Origin of the sequence: Bradyrhizobium sp. CCGUVB1N3 (assembly GCF_024199925.1) — a bacterium.
Taxonomy (GTDB): Bacteria; Pseudomonadota; Alphaproteobacteria; order Rhizobiales; family Xanthobacteraceae; genus Bradyrhizobium.
On record NZ_JANADR010000001.1, the window covers coordinates 2,765,141 to 2,780,588 of the forward strand.

Consider the following 15,448-nt stretch of genomic DNA (forward strand, 5'->3'; position numbering starts at 1 on the left):
TCGAATCCCTATTCCAGTTGCATGCGGACGCCCTTGGCGCCGTTGAGCAGGCGCCTGAGGTGGAAGCCGGCCAGCGCATCGTCTGCGTGCATGCCGACCAGCGCGGCGAAGGCCGGCATCGCCGCGACGTCACCGGCTTCAAGCTTGGCGAAGGCTTCGGAGTATTGCGTCGTCAGAGGTGTTTCGAATCTTGCCGGCGGGAGCGGTTCGAAGGCCCGCAGCGGCTCGCTGCGGCCGCGCAGCAAGAGGTCGCCCACTGGCCGCCCCTGGAAATTCGCCGCGCTCTTGGCGACGCTGGCGCTGACGCAGATGCGCGTGCCCAGATACTTGTTGGCGGATTCCAACCGCGCCGCCGTGTTGATGGTGTCGCCATAGGCGGTGTAATCGAAGAAGCGGCTACCGCCGAAATTTCCGACCAGCGCCGGCCCGGCATGGACGCCGATGCGTGTCGTGCCGAAATTGACGCCCTTGTCCTTCCAGCGCTGGCGAAAGCCCTCGGCCCATATATCGAGATCGTGGGCGCAGGCGACCGCACGCGTCGCGAAATCTGGCTGATCGCCGGGCGCGTTGAACAGCACCTGGATGGCATCGCCGATGATCTTTGCAACGGTGCCTTCGTGCTCGAACACGATGTCGGTCATCCCGCCGACATAGGTGTTGAGGAGCTCGCCCAGCGTTTCCGGCGCCGCGCTCTCGACCAGCGTCGTGAAGCCGGTGATGTCGGTGAAAATGGTCGCGACGTCGCGCCACTGCACCTCCATGCCGTCGCTCTCGCCGCTCGCCGCGGCCAGACGCTTGGCGATCTCGGGCGAGAAATAGCGCGACAGCGAGGCATGGGCGCGCTCGGCCTCCGCCTGCCGTCGCCGCGCCTCGCGCAGCGTCTCGACGTGGCGGATGGTCTTCTGGATCGTGGTCTCCAGATCCGCGAAGTCGATCGGCTTGGTCAGGAAGTCGAAGGCACCGCGATTCATCGCGGTTCGGATGTTGCTCATGTCGCCATAGGCCGAGACGATGATGGTCGACTTCTTGTCCTCGGCCTCCTGGAGCTTCTGGAGCAGCGACAGCCCGTCCATCCGCGGCATGTTAATGTCGGACACCACCAGATCGACATCCGGATGCAGCTCGAGCGATTGCAGCGCCTCGACGCCGTCATGGGCAAACATGAAGCTGACGAGCCCCTCGCGAATCTGCCTGCGAAACTTCTGGAGGACCAGCGCCTCCAGATCGGGCTCATCATCGACAACGAGAATCGTGGATGTCATGCCGCTTGCTCGAGCCTGGTGTCGATCTCCTGCCGCAGCAGCGCAAAATCGATCGGCTTGGTCAGAAGCCCGACCGCGCCGCGCTCGATCGCCTTCCGCCGTGTGTCCGCATCGCCGTAGGCCGTGATCATGATCACGGGTACATCCGGGCGTTCCGCGCGCACCTTCGGCAGCATGTCGAGCCCGCTCATGCCGGGCATGTTGATGTCGGACAGGATCAGGATCAGCGAGGGATCGCGCACCGCAACCGCACGCTCGATCGCCACCGGCGCGGACGGCGCAAACTCCATCTGGAAACGGCCCGCGCGCAGATCGCGCCGGAACTGCTGACGAAACAGCGCCTCAACGTCGGGCTCGTCGTCGACGACAAGGATGTAGACGTTCAATTCCTGCCTCCGGTATCGCCTTCTGCCAGCATGCGCGGCAGCGTAATGATGAATTCAGTGAATGCACCCGGCTCAGTCATTACGTCGACCGTGCCGCCGTGCTGTTTCACCACGATGTCGTGACTCATGGACAGGCCAAGCCCGGTTCCCTCGCCGGCCGGCTTGGTGGTGAAGAAGGGATTGAACATTTTTTCCTTCACCTCGGGCGGGATGCCGGTGCCGTTGTCGCGGATCCTGATTTCGACCTTGTTGCCGAGATTCCTGGTGGACGCGCTCAACGTCGGCTCGAACGCGCCGCCCTCGCTCTCCTTGCGCTTGGTCGCGGCATAGAAGCCGTTCGAGATCAGGTTGAGGAAGACGCGGGTGATCTCCTGCGGATAGATATCGAGCATGCCGGCGGCCGGATCGAGGTCGCGCTTGAGCGAGATGTTGAAGCCGGGCTTTTCGGCGCGCGCGCCATGATAGGCAAGGTTGAGGCTCTCCTCGACGAGCGCGTTGATGTCGGCCGGGCGACGCTCGCCCGCCCCTTCGCGCGAATGCAAGAGCATGTTCTTGACGATGGAATCGGCGCGCTTGCCGTGCTGAACCACCTTCTCGAGATTACCCTTGAGCATATGGGTGAGTTCGGCGACCTCCTCCTTGGTCTTGTCGTCGAGGCCTACCGATTGCAGGACCTCGTTGAGCTCGTCGATCAACTCCGTCGACACCGAGGAGAAATTGTTGACGAAGTTGAGCGGGTTCTTGATCTCGTGCGCGATACCGGCGGTGAGCTGGCCGAGCGAGGCCAGCTTCTCGGTCTGGATCAGGCGATCCTGGGCGGTGCGCAGCTCGTCGAGCGATTGGGAGAGCTCCTTGGTGCGCTCCTGGACCTGCTCGAACAGGCGCACATTCTCGATCGCAATGACCGCCTGGTCGGCGAAGGTCTGGACGAGATCCATCTGGCGCTGGCTGAAGGGGCCCGGATCGGGCCGTCCCAGCAGAAGAACACCTTCAACCGCCTTGTCGCGCATCAGCGGCACGGCGAGCACGGCACGATAGAGGCCGATCACAGGCGCCTGTCCGAAATTATACTCGGAGTCCTCGCGAATGTCGGGAACGTGAACCGGCTTGCCGTCCATGAAGACGCGGCCGGTGATGGTCTCACGTCCCGGTCTGATCGGGTGAGCCTCCATGAAATCGATGAAGGCTTGCGTGCAGCCCGACTCGGCCTTGAGCCGCATCACCTCGCCGTCGCGGAGGCAGATGATGCCGAGCGTGGCGCCGCACAGCGCCTGTGCTGATTCAGTCAGCGTCGTCAGCACGGATTTCAGATCGAACGCGGAACGGCTGATGACCTTGAGCACGTCGGCGGTTGCCGTCTGCTGCTGGAGGGACTCGCTCAATTCCGCCGTGCGCTGCTCGACCTTGTTTTCCAAATCCGCGTAGGATTCCTGCAAGCGCGCGCCCATGTCGTTGAACTGGTTGGCGAGCCCTTCCAGCTCGTCGCCGGTCCGAATCGAGATGCGCTGCGAGAAGTCGCCGCCGCCGATGCGCTCGGCGCCGGTGCGCAGTGCCTGGATCGGGCCGACCATGCGCCGCGCCAGGAAAATCCCCGCGAGCACTGCGAAGATGGATGCTGCGAGCAGCACGATGGCGAGACGCTGCAGGGAGGCATAGAGCGAGGCATAGGCTTCCTCGACCGGAAGCTCCACGAACATGGTCCAGCCCAGCGGAGCGATCGGCGCGGACGCGGTCAGCACCTTCTGTCCCTGGATATTCGTCGCCTCCTGCAACGAGTCAGGCATGGTCCCGCCGCCGGCCTGCGCGGCGCGCACCTGCTCGAGCCTGGACATGTCGGTGTTGCGCAATACCAGGCTGATGTCGGGATGCGCGATCAGCCGGCCCTGCGAGGCCACCACATAGGCATGCCCGCGCTCGCCGACCTTGATCTGCGAGACGACGTCCCAGATCAGCTTGAGATTGACTTCCGCGATGCTGACGCCGGCGTCCTTGCGCGTGCCGGCGAGCGCCAGCGTCATGTAGGGCTCGGACTCCCGCCGGAAATAGACCGGCCCGTAATAGACCTTATGCGCAACGGCCTCGGTGAATTTCGCATCATTGGAGAGGTCGATCCCGCTATCGACGACGTCCATCGCCAGGCGCGAGACGCGCAGGCGCTCCTTGCCGGTCGAATCGACCTGGGCGAGTTCGGTGATCGCCGGAACCTGGCGCAGAAGCCGCAGCGCATCGAAGCGGCGCTGCTCGATCGAGCCCGCCGACCACGGCAGTTGCGTGGTCCAGCCAAGCTGGCTCTCGATCTCCTTGACGAACTGGCTGATCTTGGCGGCAGCCGCCTCGGCCTGCTCGCGCTGAACACGGATCAGCGCGGCCTTGTGCTCGCGATAATAGAAGAACACCTCGAAAAGACCGTTGGCGAGCAGCGCAACGGCCACCACAGCCACGAACAGGGCGACATATTTGGTAAAGAGCCGGGTCCGGATCCCGGGCCGCCGGCCCTGCCCGGAAGCGGCATCGCCCGCCGCTGCGCTACCAGGCAACGACCGGCCCTGCGGCGTGTCGGGATGGAGGGAAATGCTCATCCTGCCGAGCCTAGCAAGAAGGCCGTGGCTTGTCTCTTGCCGCAGTGCACAAGGCTATTCGATGACTTCGTCGGCGAGCGCCAGCAAGGTCGGTGGAATCTCGAGTCCGGTGGCCTTCGCCGTCTTGAGATTGAGCACGAGGGGATAGCGGGTCGGCTGCTCGAACGGCAGATCACCGGGGTTCGCGCCGTTGAAAATGCGGGCGACCAGTGATGCTGCCCGCTCGAAGGATTCCGACACGTCCGGTCCGTAGGACATCAGCCCGCCGTCGCGGGCGAGGTCGTCATTTTCGTAGATCGCCGGCAGCTTTCGGACGGCAGCGAACTCGAACACCCGCTTGCGATTGAGAATGGTGAGCGCGTCCGCCACCATCAGGATGCCATCCGGCAGATCGCCATTCATCACTGAGAAGGCCTCGTCGAAGTCGTCGGGTTCGCGGACGCCGAGCGCCTGCACGGTCAGCCCAAGCGCCTGCGCGGCCTTCGCCGATGCCTGATAGCGCATGGTCATGCCGAGGTCGTCCTTGTTCCAGAGCATGGCGACCTTGGTCAGTTTCGGCGACATCTCTTTCAGCAACGCCAGCCGCTTGGCACTGAGCGTCGCCGCGACGTCCGAAATGCCGGTGATGTTGCCGCCGGGATGGGCAAGGCTCTCGATGAGCCGGGTCTCGACGGGATCGCCGATGCCGCTGGCCGCAACTGTCGGGAGGCCCACCGCCTTGGCGGCCATGGCCGTCGGATAGCCAATAATCACGATGGCGTCGACGCCCCTGGACTTCAGCTCGGCGACCAGCGAGGGGAGTTTTGCGACATCGCCGGCCGCGCCGCGAGGCTCAAGGGTCAGGTTCTGACCGAGGCGAAACCCGCGCTCACCAAGCGTCCTGATCAGTATCTTGCCGCGTGGACTGGTCTCTGCAATCGGCGCGATCGGCGTCAGCGTGCCGAGATGGTAGGTCCTGCCGCCCTGGGCTGCCGCCGAGCCGGGCCACAACAGCGAAGCGCAGCCGAGCCCTCCCAGGAATTCGCGCCGCCTCATCATGTCTTCCCTGCCCTGGCGCAACAGCGCGCCGTTGCAAGTCTAGCACGGGACAACAAAAAAGCGGCAATGGCGATGGCCATTGCCGCTTTGCATCCTCGATCGAACGGCCTCAGGTCGGCCGCAGCGCGCTGGAGCCGATATCCAGCGCCTCGATCTGCTTGTTCCGCTCGGACTCGGTCTCGGCGCGGTGGTCGGTCGCGAGCACAACGTAGACCGCCGGCAGCACGAACAACGTGAACAGCGTGCCGATCGACATGCCGGCCACGACCACCAGGCCGATCGAGAAGCGGCTGGCCGCACCGGCGCCGGTTGCTGTCAACAGCGGGATCAGGCCGGTGACCATCGCAGCCGTCGTCATCAGAATCGGACGCAGCCGGATGCGAGCCGACATTTCGATCGCCGAGCGGCGATCGAGCCGTTCGTTGACCTGGAGCTCGTTGGCGAACTCCACCATCAGGATGCCGTGCTTGGTGATCAGGCCAACGAGCGTCAGCAGGCCGACCTGGGTGTAGATGTTCATCGTCGCCACGCCGAAGAACAGCGGGATCAGCGCGCCGACGATCGCCATCGGCACCGAGATCATGATGACCAGCGGATCGCGCAGGCTCTCGAACTGCGCCGCCAGCACCAGGAAGATGATGATCAGCGCGAAGCCGAAGGTAATCGCGAGCTGATTGCCTTCCTGCACGTACTGCCTACTGTCGGCGAGGTAGTCGTGGCTGAAGCCTTGCGGGAGCTTCTTGGCCTCGCCTTCGAGGAAGTCGACCGCAGCGCCAACGGTCACGCCGGGCATCGGCACGGCCGAGAAGGTCGCCGAGTTCAGCTGATTATAGTGCGTCAGCGAGTTCGGCTCGGTCGAGGTCTCGATCGACAGGACGGTGGACAGCGGAACCTGCTGGCCGGTGTTGGTCGTGACGTAGTACCCATCGAGCGCCTCCGGGGAGAGCCGCTTCTCGCGCGGAACCTGCGGGATCACCTGGTAGGAGCGCCCCTCCAGGTTGAAGCGATTGATGTAGTTGCCGCCGAGCAGCACCGCCAGCGCACTGCCGACATTCTGCATGCTTATGCCGAGGTCCTGCGCCTTGGTGCGATCGATCTTCACCTTCACCGTCGGCTGGTTGAAGTTGAGATCGCTATCGGAGACGATGAACATGCCGCTCTTGCGCGCGGCGTCCTTCAGCTTCTCCATCTGCTCGTAGACGGTCTGGAAGCCCGCGGTCGAATTGATCACCATCTGCACCGGCAGGCCGCCCGGCCCACCGGGCAGCGGCGGAAGGTTGAAGGCGAAGGCCTGCACGCCCTCGATCTTGGAGAGCTCGGCCTGCACCAGCGGCTTCAACTTGATCGACGAACGCTGGCGCTCATCCCAGGGCTTCAGCAGCATGCCGGCGATGCCGCCCTGCGGGCCGTTGATGCCGTTCAGCACGAAGCGCAGATCGGTCTCGGGGAAGCTCTGGAACTTCTTGTCGAGCTTTTCGCCATAGAAATCGAGATAATCGATATTGGCGTATTTCGGCGCCTTGGTCACCGCGAACACGATACCCTGGTCTTCTTCCGGCGCCAGCTCCTTCGAGGTGTGCATATAGAGGAAGCCGACGAGGCCGAGGATCGTCAGCGCGAACAGGCCCGTTACTGCCTTGTAGTCGAGCGAGCGATCGAGCCGGCGGCCGTACCAGCGCGTCACCGCGCCGAACACCTTGTTCACGAGCTTGGCGAAGCGGCCCTCTTCGGTGTTCTTCAGCAGCACCGAGCACATCATCGGCGACAGCGTCAGCGCGATGACGCCGGACACGATCACCGAGCCGGCCAGCGTGAAGGCGAATTCGCGGAACAGCGAGCCGGTGAGGCCGCCGAGGAAGCCGATCGGGGCATACACGGCGGCGAGCGTGATGGTCATCGAGATGACGGGGCCGACGATCTCGCGCGCACCTTCGAGCGCGGACTGCACCGGCGTCTTGCCCTCCTCCAGATGGCGGTGGATGTTCTCCACCACCACGATGGCGTCGTCGACGACGAGGCCGATGGCGAGCACCATGGCGAGTAGCGTCAGCAAGTTGAAGCTGAATCCCAATGCGAGCATCAGCGTACAAACGCCGATCATCGACAGCGGGATGGTGACGACGGGAATGATCACCGAGCGGAACGAGGCCAGGAACAGGAAGATCACCACGATGACGATAATCACGGCCTCGCCCAGCGTCTTCTCGACCTCGTCGATCGAGGACTGGATGAACTTGGTCGAGTCGTAGGCGACCTTCATCTTCATCGACGGCGGCAGGTTGCGCTCGAGCTCGGGGAACAGCGCGCGCACGCCCTTCACCAGCGTCAGCGGATTGCCTTGCGGGGTGGCCTGCACGCCGATGAAGATCGCATGCTCGCCGTTGAAGGCAACGCTCGCATCCGTGCTCTGCGCGGCAAGCTCGACGGTCGCGATGTCCTCCATCCGGACGAAGCCGCCATCCTTGGCTTTGACGATCATCTTCCTGAACTGATTGACGTCGGTCAGGCCCGTGTTCGTCGAGATGTTCGAGACGATCAGATAGCCCTTGGTCTGGCCGGCCGCCGACTGGAAGTTGTTGGCGGTGATCGCGGCTGCGACGTCGCCGGGCGACACGTTGCGGCCGGCCATCTTCACCGGATCAAGCCACAGCCGCATCGCAAAGGTCTGGCCGCCCAGGATGTCGGCCGACGCCACGCCGTCGACGGTCGACAGCACCGGCTGCACCACGCGCGTCAGATAGTCCGAGATCGCCGACCCCGACAGTTCCTCCGAGGAGAAGCCGAGATACATCACGGCCGTGGTCTGGCCCGTCGTCTTGGTGACGATCGGGTCGTTCGATTCCTTCGGGATCAGGTATTTGACCGAGTTCACCTTGGCGAGCACCTCGGTGAGCGCCTGGTTCGGGTCGAAGTTCAGCTTGATGTAGATCTGGATCGTCGAGGTGCCCTGCACCGAGGACGAGGTGATGTAGTCGACGCCCTCGGCCGAGGCGACCGCCTGCTCGATCGGCGTCGTGATGAAGCCCTGGATCAGGTCAGCGGACGCGCCGGGATACACCGTCGTGACGTTGACGACCGTGTTCGACAGTTTCGGATATTGCCGGATCGGCAGCACCATCGCCGCGCGCAGGCCGATCAGCAGGATCAGCAGACTGACGACGACCGACAGGACCGGTCGCTTGATGAAGATATCGGTAAAGGCCATCGCGGCAATCTCGAATTCGTTTTGCTTGAGTGGCGTGATCCGGCGTCAGGCCGGATCACGCGAGCGCGTCAATCAGTAACGCGGCGGTTTGGCCGGAATCGCCGGCGCCGGATCGGACGAAATGGCTACCGCCGCACCCGGTTGCAGCTTGAGCTGGCCGACCGCGACGACTTTGACGCCCGGCTTCAGGCCCTTGAGGATCTCGACCCGTCCTTCGACCCGCTTGCCGGTCTGCACGAAGGTGCGCACCGCGGAGAGGCTGGTCTTGCCGTCATCCTCCTTCTTCTCGGTGATGACGAACACCGAGTCGCCATAGAGCGTGTAGTCGACCGACGTCTCGGGAACGGTGATCACCGGCGGAGTATCGGGCAGCACGACGGTGGTGGTCACGAACATGCCGGGCTTCAGGATCTTCTCGGGGTTCGCAATCGTCGCCTGCACGCGGATGTTGCGGGTGTCGCTGGCGATCTGCGGCTCGATGGTGGTGATCTTGCCCTCGAAGACGCGGCCCGGATAGGCATCGACCCTCAGCCGCACGGCCTGGCCGACCTTGAGATTGCCAGAGTCCTTCTCGGTCACCGTGAAATTGGCCCACAGCACCGACAGATCCGTCAGCGACACGATGGCCGTGCCCGCGGTGAGATACTGGCCAACCTCGACCTTGCGCACGCCGAGATCGCCGGAGAACGGCGCCCGCACCAGCTTCTGCGAGATCAGCGCTTCCGTCTTGGCAATGCCTGCCAGCGCCTGGTCATAGGAGGCTTGCGCCTGGTCGACGGTCGCCTGCGGACCGAACTGGCGCGAGGCGAGCTGCTTGGCGCGGTCGAGCGAGAGCTGCGCCACCGTTGCCTGCGCCTTGAAGTTGGCGAGGTCGCCCTGCTCCGGCGCGTCGAACAGCTGCACCAGCGGCGTGCCTTCCTCGACATGCGCGCCCGGCTCGAACTTGATCTCGGTGACACGGCCGTTGACGTCGGCGGTGACGTTGACCTGATGCACGGCGGCAAGCTCGCCGACCGCGGTCAACAAGTTCGGCACCACCTCGCTCTTCGCCTCGGCCGCACTGACGCTCATCGGCGGCGGCTTGTTGTTGGCAAAGAACTGCTTGATCATCTGGCCACGGAACGAATTGAACCAGACCAGCCCGCCGACGAGTGCGCCGAGCAGCAAACCGACAATGATGAACCAGCGCACCGGCTTCACCGGGCGCTTGGGCGCTTTATCAATCGGTTCGCCCGATATTTTATGTTCAGCCACGATGTTCATGTCATGCACTTTCTGCAATCGCCGTCTCGCCTGCACCCGTCGCCAAAGCGCGGCCCAGATGCGAAGCAATTGCGGCGTCGTTAAGTCCGATACCTCTCAGGAGAAACTCACAGAGCTGCCGCTCCAGATCGTCCGCCTTGCCGTAAGCGAGGCAGGGCGTGGCCGGCAGCCTGGTCAGCGCAGCCGTCATCACCGAATGGTGCGCGAACCAGAACAGGTTGAGTGGCGCCGTTACGCAGGGCCTCGCATCACCAGCTGCGACTGCACGCTCCAGCGATGCAACGAAGACGGCTCCAATCAGATGTTCGATCTTGGCATATAGCAGGCGGGCGAATTCGCCATCATCCAGATGGCTAGTAACCATCAGCCGCAGGCGCTGCGCCTCTTCCTGATCCGGGCTGTCGGCGACCTGCATGAAGTGCTGGACCATGCCGCGGATCAGCTCGACCAGGGTGGCCGTCGAGGGCTCCCGCTCCAGAAGCTCCATCAGCGCCGGATCGGCCTCGCACTCATCGCTGAGGATCTCGGCATAGAGAGCCGCCTTGGACGGGAAATGCTTGAACAGCAGCGCTTCGGAAATGGCAGCGGCGGCCGCCACGCTCTTGGTCGTGGTGCCGGTATACCCGTGACGGGCAAAACAACGTTTAGCGGCACCGAGGATGAGTTGCCTCCTCAGGTCGCTGGTCATACGCAATGAGCTCATGCTAGTGAGTAAGCACTCACCCACGCAAAAGTCAAGCCATTCGCTGCATTGCAACCGGCGTGAGGTGGAATTTTAGCGCGCCCCGACGATCGCGAATCCCCGAGCACGGAGGCCGCGTCGATCCGCGTCCAGCGAGCGGAGAAGACGATCCCTTGTATCGCGCACGTGCGCAGCGGATTCACGAGCGGCCTCCTCGGGTTGCCGGCTCCGGATATGGCCGAGGATGCGCCGGTGCTCGCTCCAGGCCTGCTCGCGTGAGGACTCGGTCCAGACCTCGAGCCAACGGGCTCGCGAGAGTCTGGTCATAACGCCCTCAATCGCCGTCACGAGAAATTTATTGCCGCTGAGGCGGGCGATCTCGACATGGAAGTCGGTGCCGACCTTGTGCCACTCCTCACGCGGCACGTCGGGGCGGCAGGCGTTGAGCATCTCTTCGATGGCATCGAGATCCGAGGGTGTCGCGCGCGCGCAGGCAAGCCGGACCGCGGTCACCTCGAGGGGTTCGCGGAATTCAGCCAGGGCTTCAAGTTCGCCGAGATCGATCGGGGCGACGGTCCAGTTCCGCCCCTCCCGCTGCACCAGGCCCTCGCCTTCCAATCGGGCCAGCGCCGCGCGAATGGGCGTGCGCGAGCTCTGGAAGCGACCTTCCAGCCAGCGCTCACTCAGACGCTCGCCGGGCCCGAGATCCAGCGAAAGAATCATCTCCCTGAGCTGATCGTGGATCAGCAGCATCTGCGACACGCCGAAATCTCCAGCCTTCCGCGCGCGCTATACGCTCGCAATTGTGAATGATGGTATCCTTTTTTGGTATCCCACTCAACCGTACTTTGGTATCCCAAAATGGTATTCCATGGAAGGACGGTGAGGAATGACGACGGCCACGGACAAAGAAGATATGCCGGGCGCAGTCAGCACCGCCCGCCCGGTGTCCGCCGCTCATAACCTCGTTGGTGTCGGCCTCGCGGCCGTCGCGGCGATCGCGTTTTCGCTCCGCGCGATCTTCGTCAAACTTGCCTATGAGGACATGAGCGATCCCGTCACGCTGCTCGCGCTGCGGATGATCTTCTCATTGCCGTTCCTGGCAGCGGCGCTGGCGCTTCATCGCCGTTCCTCAGCCGCTCCGGCCCCGCTCACAAGACGCGACGCGCTGGCCCTCGCGGCACTTGGTTTCATCGGCTACTACCTGTCGAGCTTTCTCGACATGTTCGGACTGCAATTCGTGGCCGCCGGGATCGGCCGCCTGCTGCTGTTCCTGTATCCGACGATCGTGGTGATCATTTCCGCGCTGGTTTTGGGCAAGCGAATTTCGCAGCGCGAAGTCGTTGCGCTGCTCGTCACCTATGCGGGCGTTGCATTGGTGCTCTCCGGCCAGTTCGACAAGCCGAACCCAAACTTCTGGCTCGGCGCTTTGCTTGTGATGCTCAGCGCAGTCACCTTCTCGGTCTATCTCGTCGGCAGCGGCGAAGTCGTCGCCAGGCTCGGATCGATCCGTTTCACGGCTTACGCGACCGCAGCAGCCAGCGTCTATTGCATCGCGCAATTCCTGCTGCTGCGACCGTTGAGCGCGCTCGTGCTGCCCATTCGCGTCTACGAGCTCGCGCTTGCCATGGCGGTGTTCTCGACCGTGATGCCCCTGTTCATGATGGCGGAGGCACTGCGTCGTATCGGCGCGAGCCGCGTCGCGATGATCAGCGCACTGGGACCGGCCGCAACCGTCGTCTCCGGCTATCTCGGCCTCGACGAACGGATGACATGGATGCAGTCGATCGGCGGTGTCCTGATCGTGTCGGGCGTGCTCATCGTCGCCGCTCACGTCCGCAAGCTGGACGGGAAGTGACCGGCTGGGCGGCGAGCTAGATCGGCGGGAACCCGAGGTCGCCGCGCAGCCGGTTGACGATGTAGGTGCCGTCGCGCGTGGGCAGGATCCGGGGCAGCTCGGCGCTGTCGATCTTCACATTGGCAAAGCGGGGTCCGCTCCTGACGTCATGAACGGACGCGGCGAAGCTCTCGACCTCCGCCATGGTGGAGATCGCCTGGCTATCCCTGATGCCGCAGGCCTTGGCAACGCCGACGAGATCGGCAGCGGCCGAGGTGTGGCTGGTCTGGCCGCCGGTCTCGCCGTAGCGCTCGTTGTCCAGCACCACGATCGAGAGGTTGGCGGGCTTCTGCAGGCCGATGGTGGCAAGGCTGCCCATCCCCATCAGCATCTCGCCGTCGCCGGTGATGACGAGCACCGGCAGTTTTGGTTGGGCCAGCGCCAGCCCGAGCCCAATCATCGCGGCGCCGCCCATGCCGCCCCAGAGATAGAAGTTGCGCGCATGGTCACCGGCGGCAGAGATGTCGTTGGTCGAGGCCCCTAAGCCACCGATCGCGACCACCTCCCTGCGGTTCGCAAGCAGCGCGGTGACGACCTGACGGCGATCGAGGAGATTGGTCTTGCTCATTTGGTGAAAACCTTGGCACCGATCAGGCGCTGCGACAGGAGGACGGCGGTCGGCGTCAGCGCGTTGTAGGCCTGCGCCGCGGCAGCTTCCAACACGACCGGCACTTCGGCGGCATGCGATGCGCGCAGCACCTGGACGCCGGAGAGTTCGAATACGCCCTGCGTGGTCGATCCCATCGGCACCTGCCAGGGATTGAACTCGCCCCATTCGCCACGCATCGTCACCAGCGTGAGGAACGGAAAGCGCAGGATCGGGATCAGCGACAGCATGTTGATGCAGTTGCCGACCCCGCTCGACTGCATCAGAAGCACGCCGCGCTGTCCGCCGGCCCAGGCGCCGGCGAGCAGCGCCACGCCCTCCTCCTCGGTCGTGAGCGGAATGCCGCGCATGGCCGAGGACGCGAGCACGCGCCTGATGAGTTGGGAGTGTCCGGCATCGGGCACATAAGGCACCTGCCGGACCTCGAAGCGCTCAAGGACCGCGAAGATATCGTCAGGCCATGACGGCGGGGCATCAGCATCAGTGCGCGCGTGCATTTTGGTGTCCAGTCGGCTAGCAAGTCGGAAGAAGTCTAGACGGACGCATGCATCGTTCGAAGAACAATAACGGCATATCGGCTTTAACCGGTGAGTATAACGGGATGGACGCACACGCGAGAGAGCTGGCTGCGAGCTTCGACCTGGAGCGGCTGACGCCCGAGTTCTACGACAACCCCTATCCGACCTATCGTGCACTGCGGGAAAACGAGCCGGTCAAGCGCCTGCCGAACGGCACGGTGTTCCTGACGCGCTATGACGATCTCGTCACCACCTACAAGAACACGAGATCGTTCAGCTCGGACAAGAAGAAGGAGTTCGCGCCGAAATACGGCGCCTCCCTGCTCTACGAACACCACACCACGAGCCTGGTCTTCAACGATCCGCCCGCGCACACCCGCGTGCGGCGCCTGATCATGGGCGCGCTGTCGCCGCGCGCGATCGCCAGCATGGAGAGCGACCTGGTCGCGCTGGTCGACCGCTTGCTGGACGCCATCGCCGCCAAGGGCAACTGCGAGTTGATCGGCGACTTCGCCGCCTCCATCCCCATCGAGGTGATCGGCAACCTGCTCGACGTCCCCCATGACGAGCGCGAGCCGCTGCGCGACTGGTCGCTGGCGATTCTCGGCGCACTCGAGCCGGTCATCTCGCCGGACGCCTTTGCGCGCGGCAATCAGGCGGTGAAGGGTTTCCTCGCCTATCTCGAAACGCTGGTCGCGCGGCGCCGCCGGAAGCCCGGCAACCCCGAGCGCGACGTGCTGACGCGCCTGATCCAAGGAGAAGGTAGCGGCGAGGACAATGGCGAACGACTGACCGAGACCGAGCTGCTGCACAATTGCATCTTCCTGCTCAATGCCGGCCACGAGACCACCACCAATCTGATCGGCAATGGCCTCGTGGCACTCGACCGCCACCCGGACCAGAAGCAGCGGCTGATCCAGAACCCCGACCTGATCAAGACGGCGGTCGAGGAGATGCTGCGCTACGAGAGCTCGAACCAGCTCGGCAACCGCATGACCACCGAACCGGTGGAACTCGGCGGCGTGACGCTGGAGGCCGGCACGTCGATCACGCTGTGCATTGGCGCCGCGAACCGCGATCCAGCGCAATTTCCTGATCCTGAAGTCTTCGACATCGCGCGCACGCCGAACCGCCATCTCGCCTTCGCCACCGGCGCGCATCAATGTGCCGGCATGGCGCTGGCGCGGCTGGAAGGCACGATCGCGATTTCGCGCTTCCTCGCGCGCTTCCCGAACTATGCCTTGAGCGGGAAGCCCGTACGTGGTGGCCGCGTCCGCTTCCGCGGCTTCCTCAGCGTGCCGTGCACGATCGGTTGATACAGGCGAGGATTCCATGAAGATCGAGAGCTTGCGCGATCGCTGGGCCGATCCCCTGCTGCACTGACGGGGCTTCTCGTCGTCATGATGTTTGTCGTTGCACCGTTGCAGGCACTCGGGATCTTCGCCTTTCAGGTCTCCGAGCTCGTGCTCGCCCTGCTGCTCGTTTGCGGCATCTTCATCATCTCGGCGAGTCCGATCGCGGTCGGGGCGATGCTGCTCGCACTCGTCATGATCGTCACCGGCGCCGTCCTGCGATTCCACTCGCCCTCGCTGCTCGACCTCAACCTCTTCGCCGGCGCCTGGTTCATCGTCGGCGTCACCATGGCCTGGGCGGTGGCGCGTGCGACCTTCGGGCCTGGACGCATCAACTATCATCGCGTCGTCGGCGCCGTTCTGCTCTACTTCACGGTCGCCGTGATCTTCGCAGCGCTTTTCACCTTTATCGGATCGCTCGTGCCGGAGGCCTTCTCGGGCATGAAGGTCGAGGATAGTCCGGCGCTGGCAAGCCAGGTGATCTATTTCAGCTTCGCGACGATGACGACGACCGGCTACGGCGACGTCTCGCCGGTGCACCCCATCGTTCGCAGCCTTTGCAATCTCGAGGCCATATTCGGACAGCTCTATCCCGCGACCCTGCTGGCGAGGCTGGTGACGCTGGAGCTCGAGCACCGCGACAAGGAGTGAGTTTGAAC

General features: G+C 64.0%; 13 protein-coding genes. 3 read left to right on the plus strand and 10 right to left on the minus strand.

Annotated features, from left to right (window positions below; genetic code table 11):
• Nucleotides 1–8 precede the first annotated feature (8 nt).
• The 8 genes from NLM33_RS13075 to NLM33_RS13110 form a co-directional block, all read right to left on the minus strand.
• Nucleotides 9–1,262 (minus strand): adenylate/guanylate cyclase domain-containing protein, encoded by a 1,254-nt coding sequence (locus NLM33_RS13075; RefSeq protein ID WP_254096452.1) that lies wholly within the window; start codon nt 1,260–1,262, stop codon nt 9–11.
• The gene (locus tag NLM33_RS13080) at nt 1,259–1,648 is read right to left on the minus strand and encodes a response regulator (RefSeq protein WP_254096453.1); all 390 of its coding nucleotides are present in this window, start codon (nt 1,646–1,648) and stop codon (nt 1,259–1,261) included. The genes NLM33_RS13075 and NLM33_RS13080 overlap by 4 nt, the downstream gene beginning before the upstream one ends.
• Nucleotides 1,645–4,227 carry an ATP-binding protein gene (locus tag NLM33_RS13085; protein ID WP_254096454.1) on the minus strand — a complete coding sequence of 861 codons (2,583 nt, stop codon included), beginning with the start codon at nt 4,225–4,227 and terminating at the stop codon, nt 1,645–1,647. Before NLM33_RS13085 ends, NLM33_RS13080 begins: the two co-directional genes overlap by 4 nt.
• A gap of 54 nt (nt 4,228–4,281) precedes the next feature.
• Nucleotides 4,282–5,262, minus strand: a complete 981-nt coding sequence (locus NLM33_RS13090; RefSeq protein ID WP_254096455.1) for an ABC transporter substrate-binding protein — start codon at nt 5,260–5,262, stop codon at nt 4,282–4,284.
• Nucleotides 5,263–5,374: 112 nt separating this feature from the next.
• Nucleotides 5,375–8,470 (minus strand): MexW/MexI family multidrug efflux RND transporter permease subunit, encoded by a 3,096-nt coding sequence (locus NLM33_RS13095; RefSeq protein ID WP_254096456.1) that lies wholly within the window; start codon nt 8,468–8,470, stop codon nt 5,375–5,377.
• Between the two features lie 72 nt (nt 8,471–8,542).
• Entirely contained in the window at nt 8,543–9,733 is a 1,191-nt protein-coding gene (locus NLM33_RS13100) for an efflux RND transporter periplasmic adaptor subunit (RefSeq protein ID WP_254105781.1), read from the minus strand.
• 1 nt (nt 9,734) lies between these two features.
• Nucleotides 9,735–10,436 carry a TetR/AcrR family transcriptional regulator gene (locus NLM33_RS13105; protein WP_254105783.1) on the minus strand — a complete coding sequence of 234 codons (702 nt, stop codon included), beginning with the start codon at nt 10,434–10,436 and terminating at the stop codon, nt 9,735–9,737.
• A gap of 72 nt (nt 10,437–10,508) precedes the next feature.
• A complete protein-coding gene (locus NLM33_RS13110; RefSeq protein ID WP_254096457.1) occupies nt 10,509–11,177 on the minus strand; it encodes a GntR family transcriptional regulator in 669 nt (222 codons plus the stop codon).
• 127 nt (nt 11,178–11,304) lie between these two features.
• Here NLM33_RS13110 and NLM33_RS13115 point away from each other — a divergent pair, with 127 nt between their 5' ends.
• Nucleotides 11,305–12,273 carry a DMT family transporter gene (locus NLM33_RS13115; protein WP_254096458.1) on the plus strand — a complete coding sequence of 323 codons (969 nt, stop codon included), beginning with the start codon at nt 11,305–11,307 and terminating at the stop codon, nt 12,271–12,273.
• Nucleotides 12,274–12,289: 16 nt separating this feature from the next.
• On the opposite strand, the gene NLM33_RS13120 is transcribed toward NLM33_RS13115, so the two are convergent.
• On the minus strand, nt 12,290–12,880 hold the full coding sequence (locus NLM33_RS13120; protein ID WP_254096459.1) for a thiamine pyrophosphate-dependent enzyme: 591 nt from the start codon (nt 12,878–12,880) through the stop codon (nt 12,290–12,292).
• On the minus strand, nt 12,877–13,416 hold the full coding sequence (locus NLM33_RS13125; RefSeq protein WP_254096460.1) for a phosphonopyruvate decarboxylase: 540 nt from the start codon (nt 13,414–13,416) through the stop codon (nt 12,877–12,879). Before NLM33_RS13125 ends, NLM33_RS13120 begins: the two co-directional genes overlap by 4 nt.
• A gap of 104 nt (nt 13,417–13,520) precedes the next feature.
• Between NLM33_RS13125 and NLM33_RS13130 the strand changes: the two genes are divergently transcribed.
• Entirely contained in the window at nt 13,521–14,753 is a 1,233-nt protein-coding gene (locus NLM33_RS13130; protein WP_254096461.1) for a cytochrome P450, read from the plus strand.
• A gap of 84 nt (nt 14,754–14,837) precedes the next feature.
• Complete coding sequence (locus NLM33_RS13135; RefSeq protein WP_254096462.1) at nt 14,838–15,440, plus strand: potassium channel family protein; 603 nt, start codon at nt 14,838–14,840, stop codon at nt 15,438–15,440.
• Nucleotides 15,441–15,448: the final 8 nt, after the last annotated feature.

Excerpts from the sequence above, each read along its gene's own strand:
- NLM33_RS13100 (WP_254105781.1), bottom strand. The coding sequence starts at position 9,733 with ATGAACATCGTGGCTGAACATAAAATATCGGGCGAACCGATTGATAAA.
- NLM33_RS13075 (WP_254096452.1), bottom strand. The coding sequence starts at position 1,262 with ATGACATCCACGATTCTCGTTGTCGATGATGAGCCCGATCTGGAGGCG.
- NLM33_RS13085 (WP_254096454.1), bottom strand. The coding sequence starts at position 4,227 with ATGAGCATTTCCCTCCATCCCGACACGCCGCAGGGCCGGTCGTTGCCT.
- NLM33_RS13115 (WP_254096458.1), top strand. The coding sequence starts at position 11,305 with ATGACGACGGCCACGGACAAAGAAGATATGCCGGGCGCAGTCAGCACC.
- NLM33_RS13135 (WP_254096462.1), top strand. The coding sequence starts at position 14,838 with ATGATGTTTGTCGTTGCACCGTTGCAGGCACTCGGGATCTTCGCCTTT.
- NLM33_RS13125 (WP_254096460.1), bottom strand. The coding sequence starts at position 13,416 with ATGCACGCGCGCACTGATGCTGATGCCCCGCCGTCATGGCCTGACGAT.
- NLM33_RS13105 (WP_254105783.1), bottom strand. The coding sequence starts at position 10,436 with ATGAGCTCATTGCGTATGACCAGCGACCTGAGGAGGCAACTCATCCTC.
- NLM33_RS13090 (WP_254096455.1), bottom strand. The coding sequence starts at position 5,262 with ATGAGGCGGCGCGAATTCCTGGGAGGGCTCGGCTGCGCTTCGCTGTTG.
- NLM33_RS13095 (WP_254096456.1), bottom strand. The coding sequence starts at position 8,470 with ATGGCCTTTACCGATATCTTCATCAAGCGACCGGTCCTGTCGGTCGTC.
- NLM33_RS13130 (WP_254096461.1), top strand. The coding sequence starts at position 13,521 with ATGGACGCACACGCGAGAGAGCTGGCTGCGAGCTTCGACCTGGAGCGG.
- NLM33_RS13120 (WP_254096459.1), bottom strand. The coding sequence starts at position 12,880 with ATGAGCAAGACCAATCTCCTCGATCGCCGTCAGGTCGTCACCGCGCTG.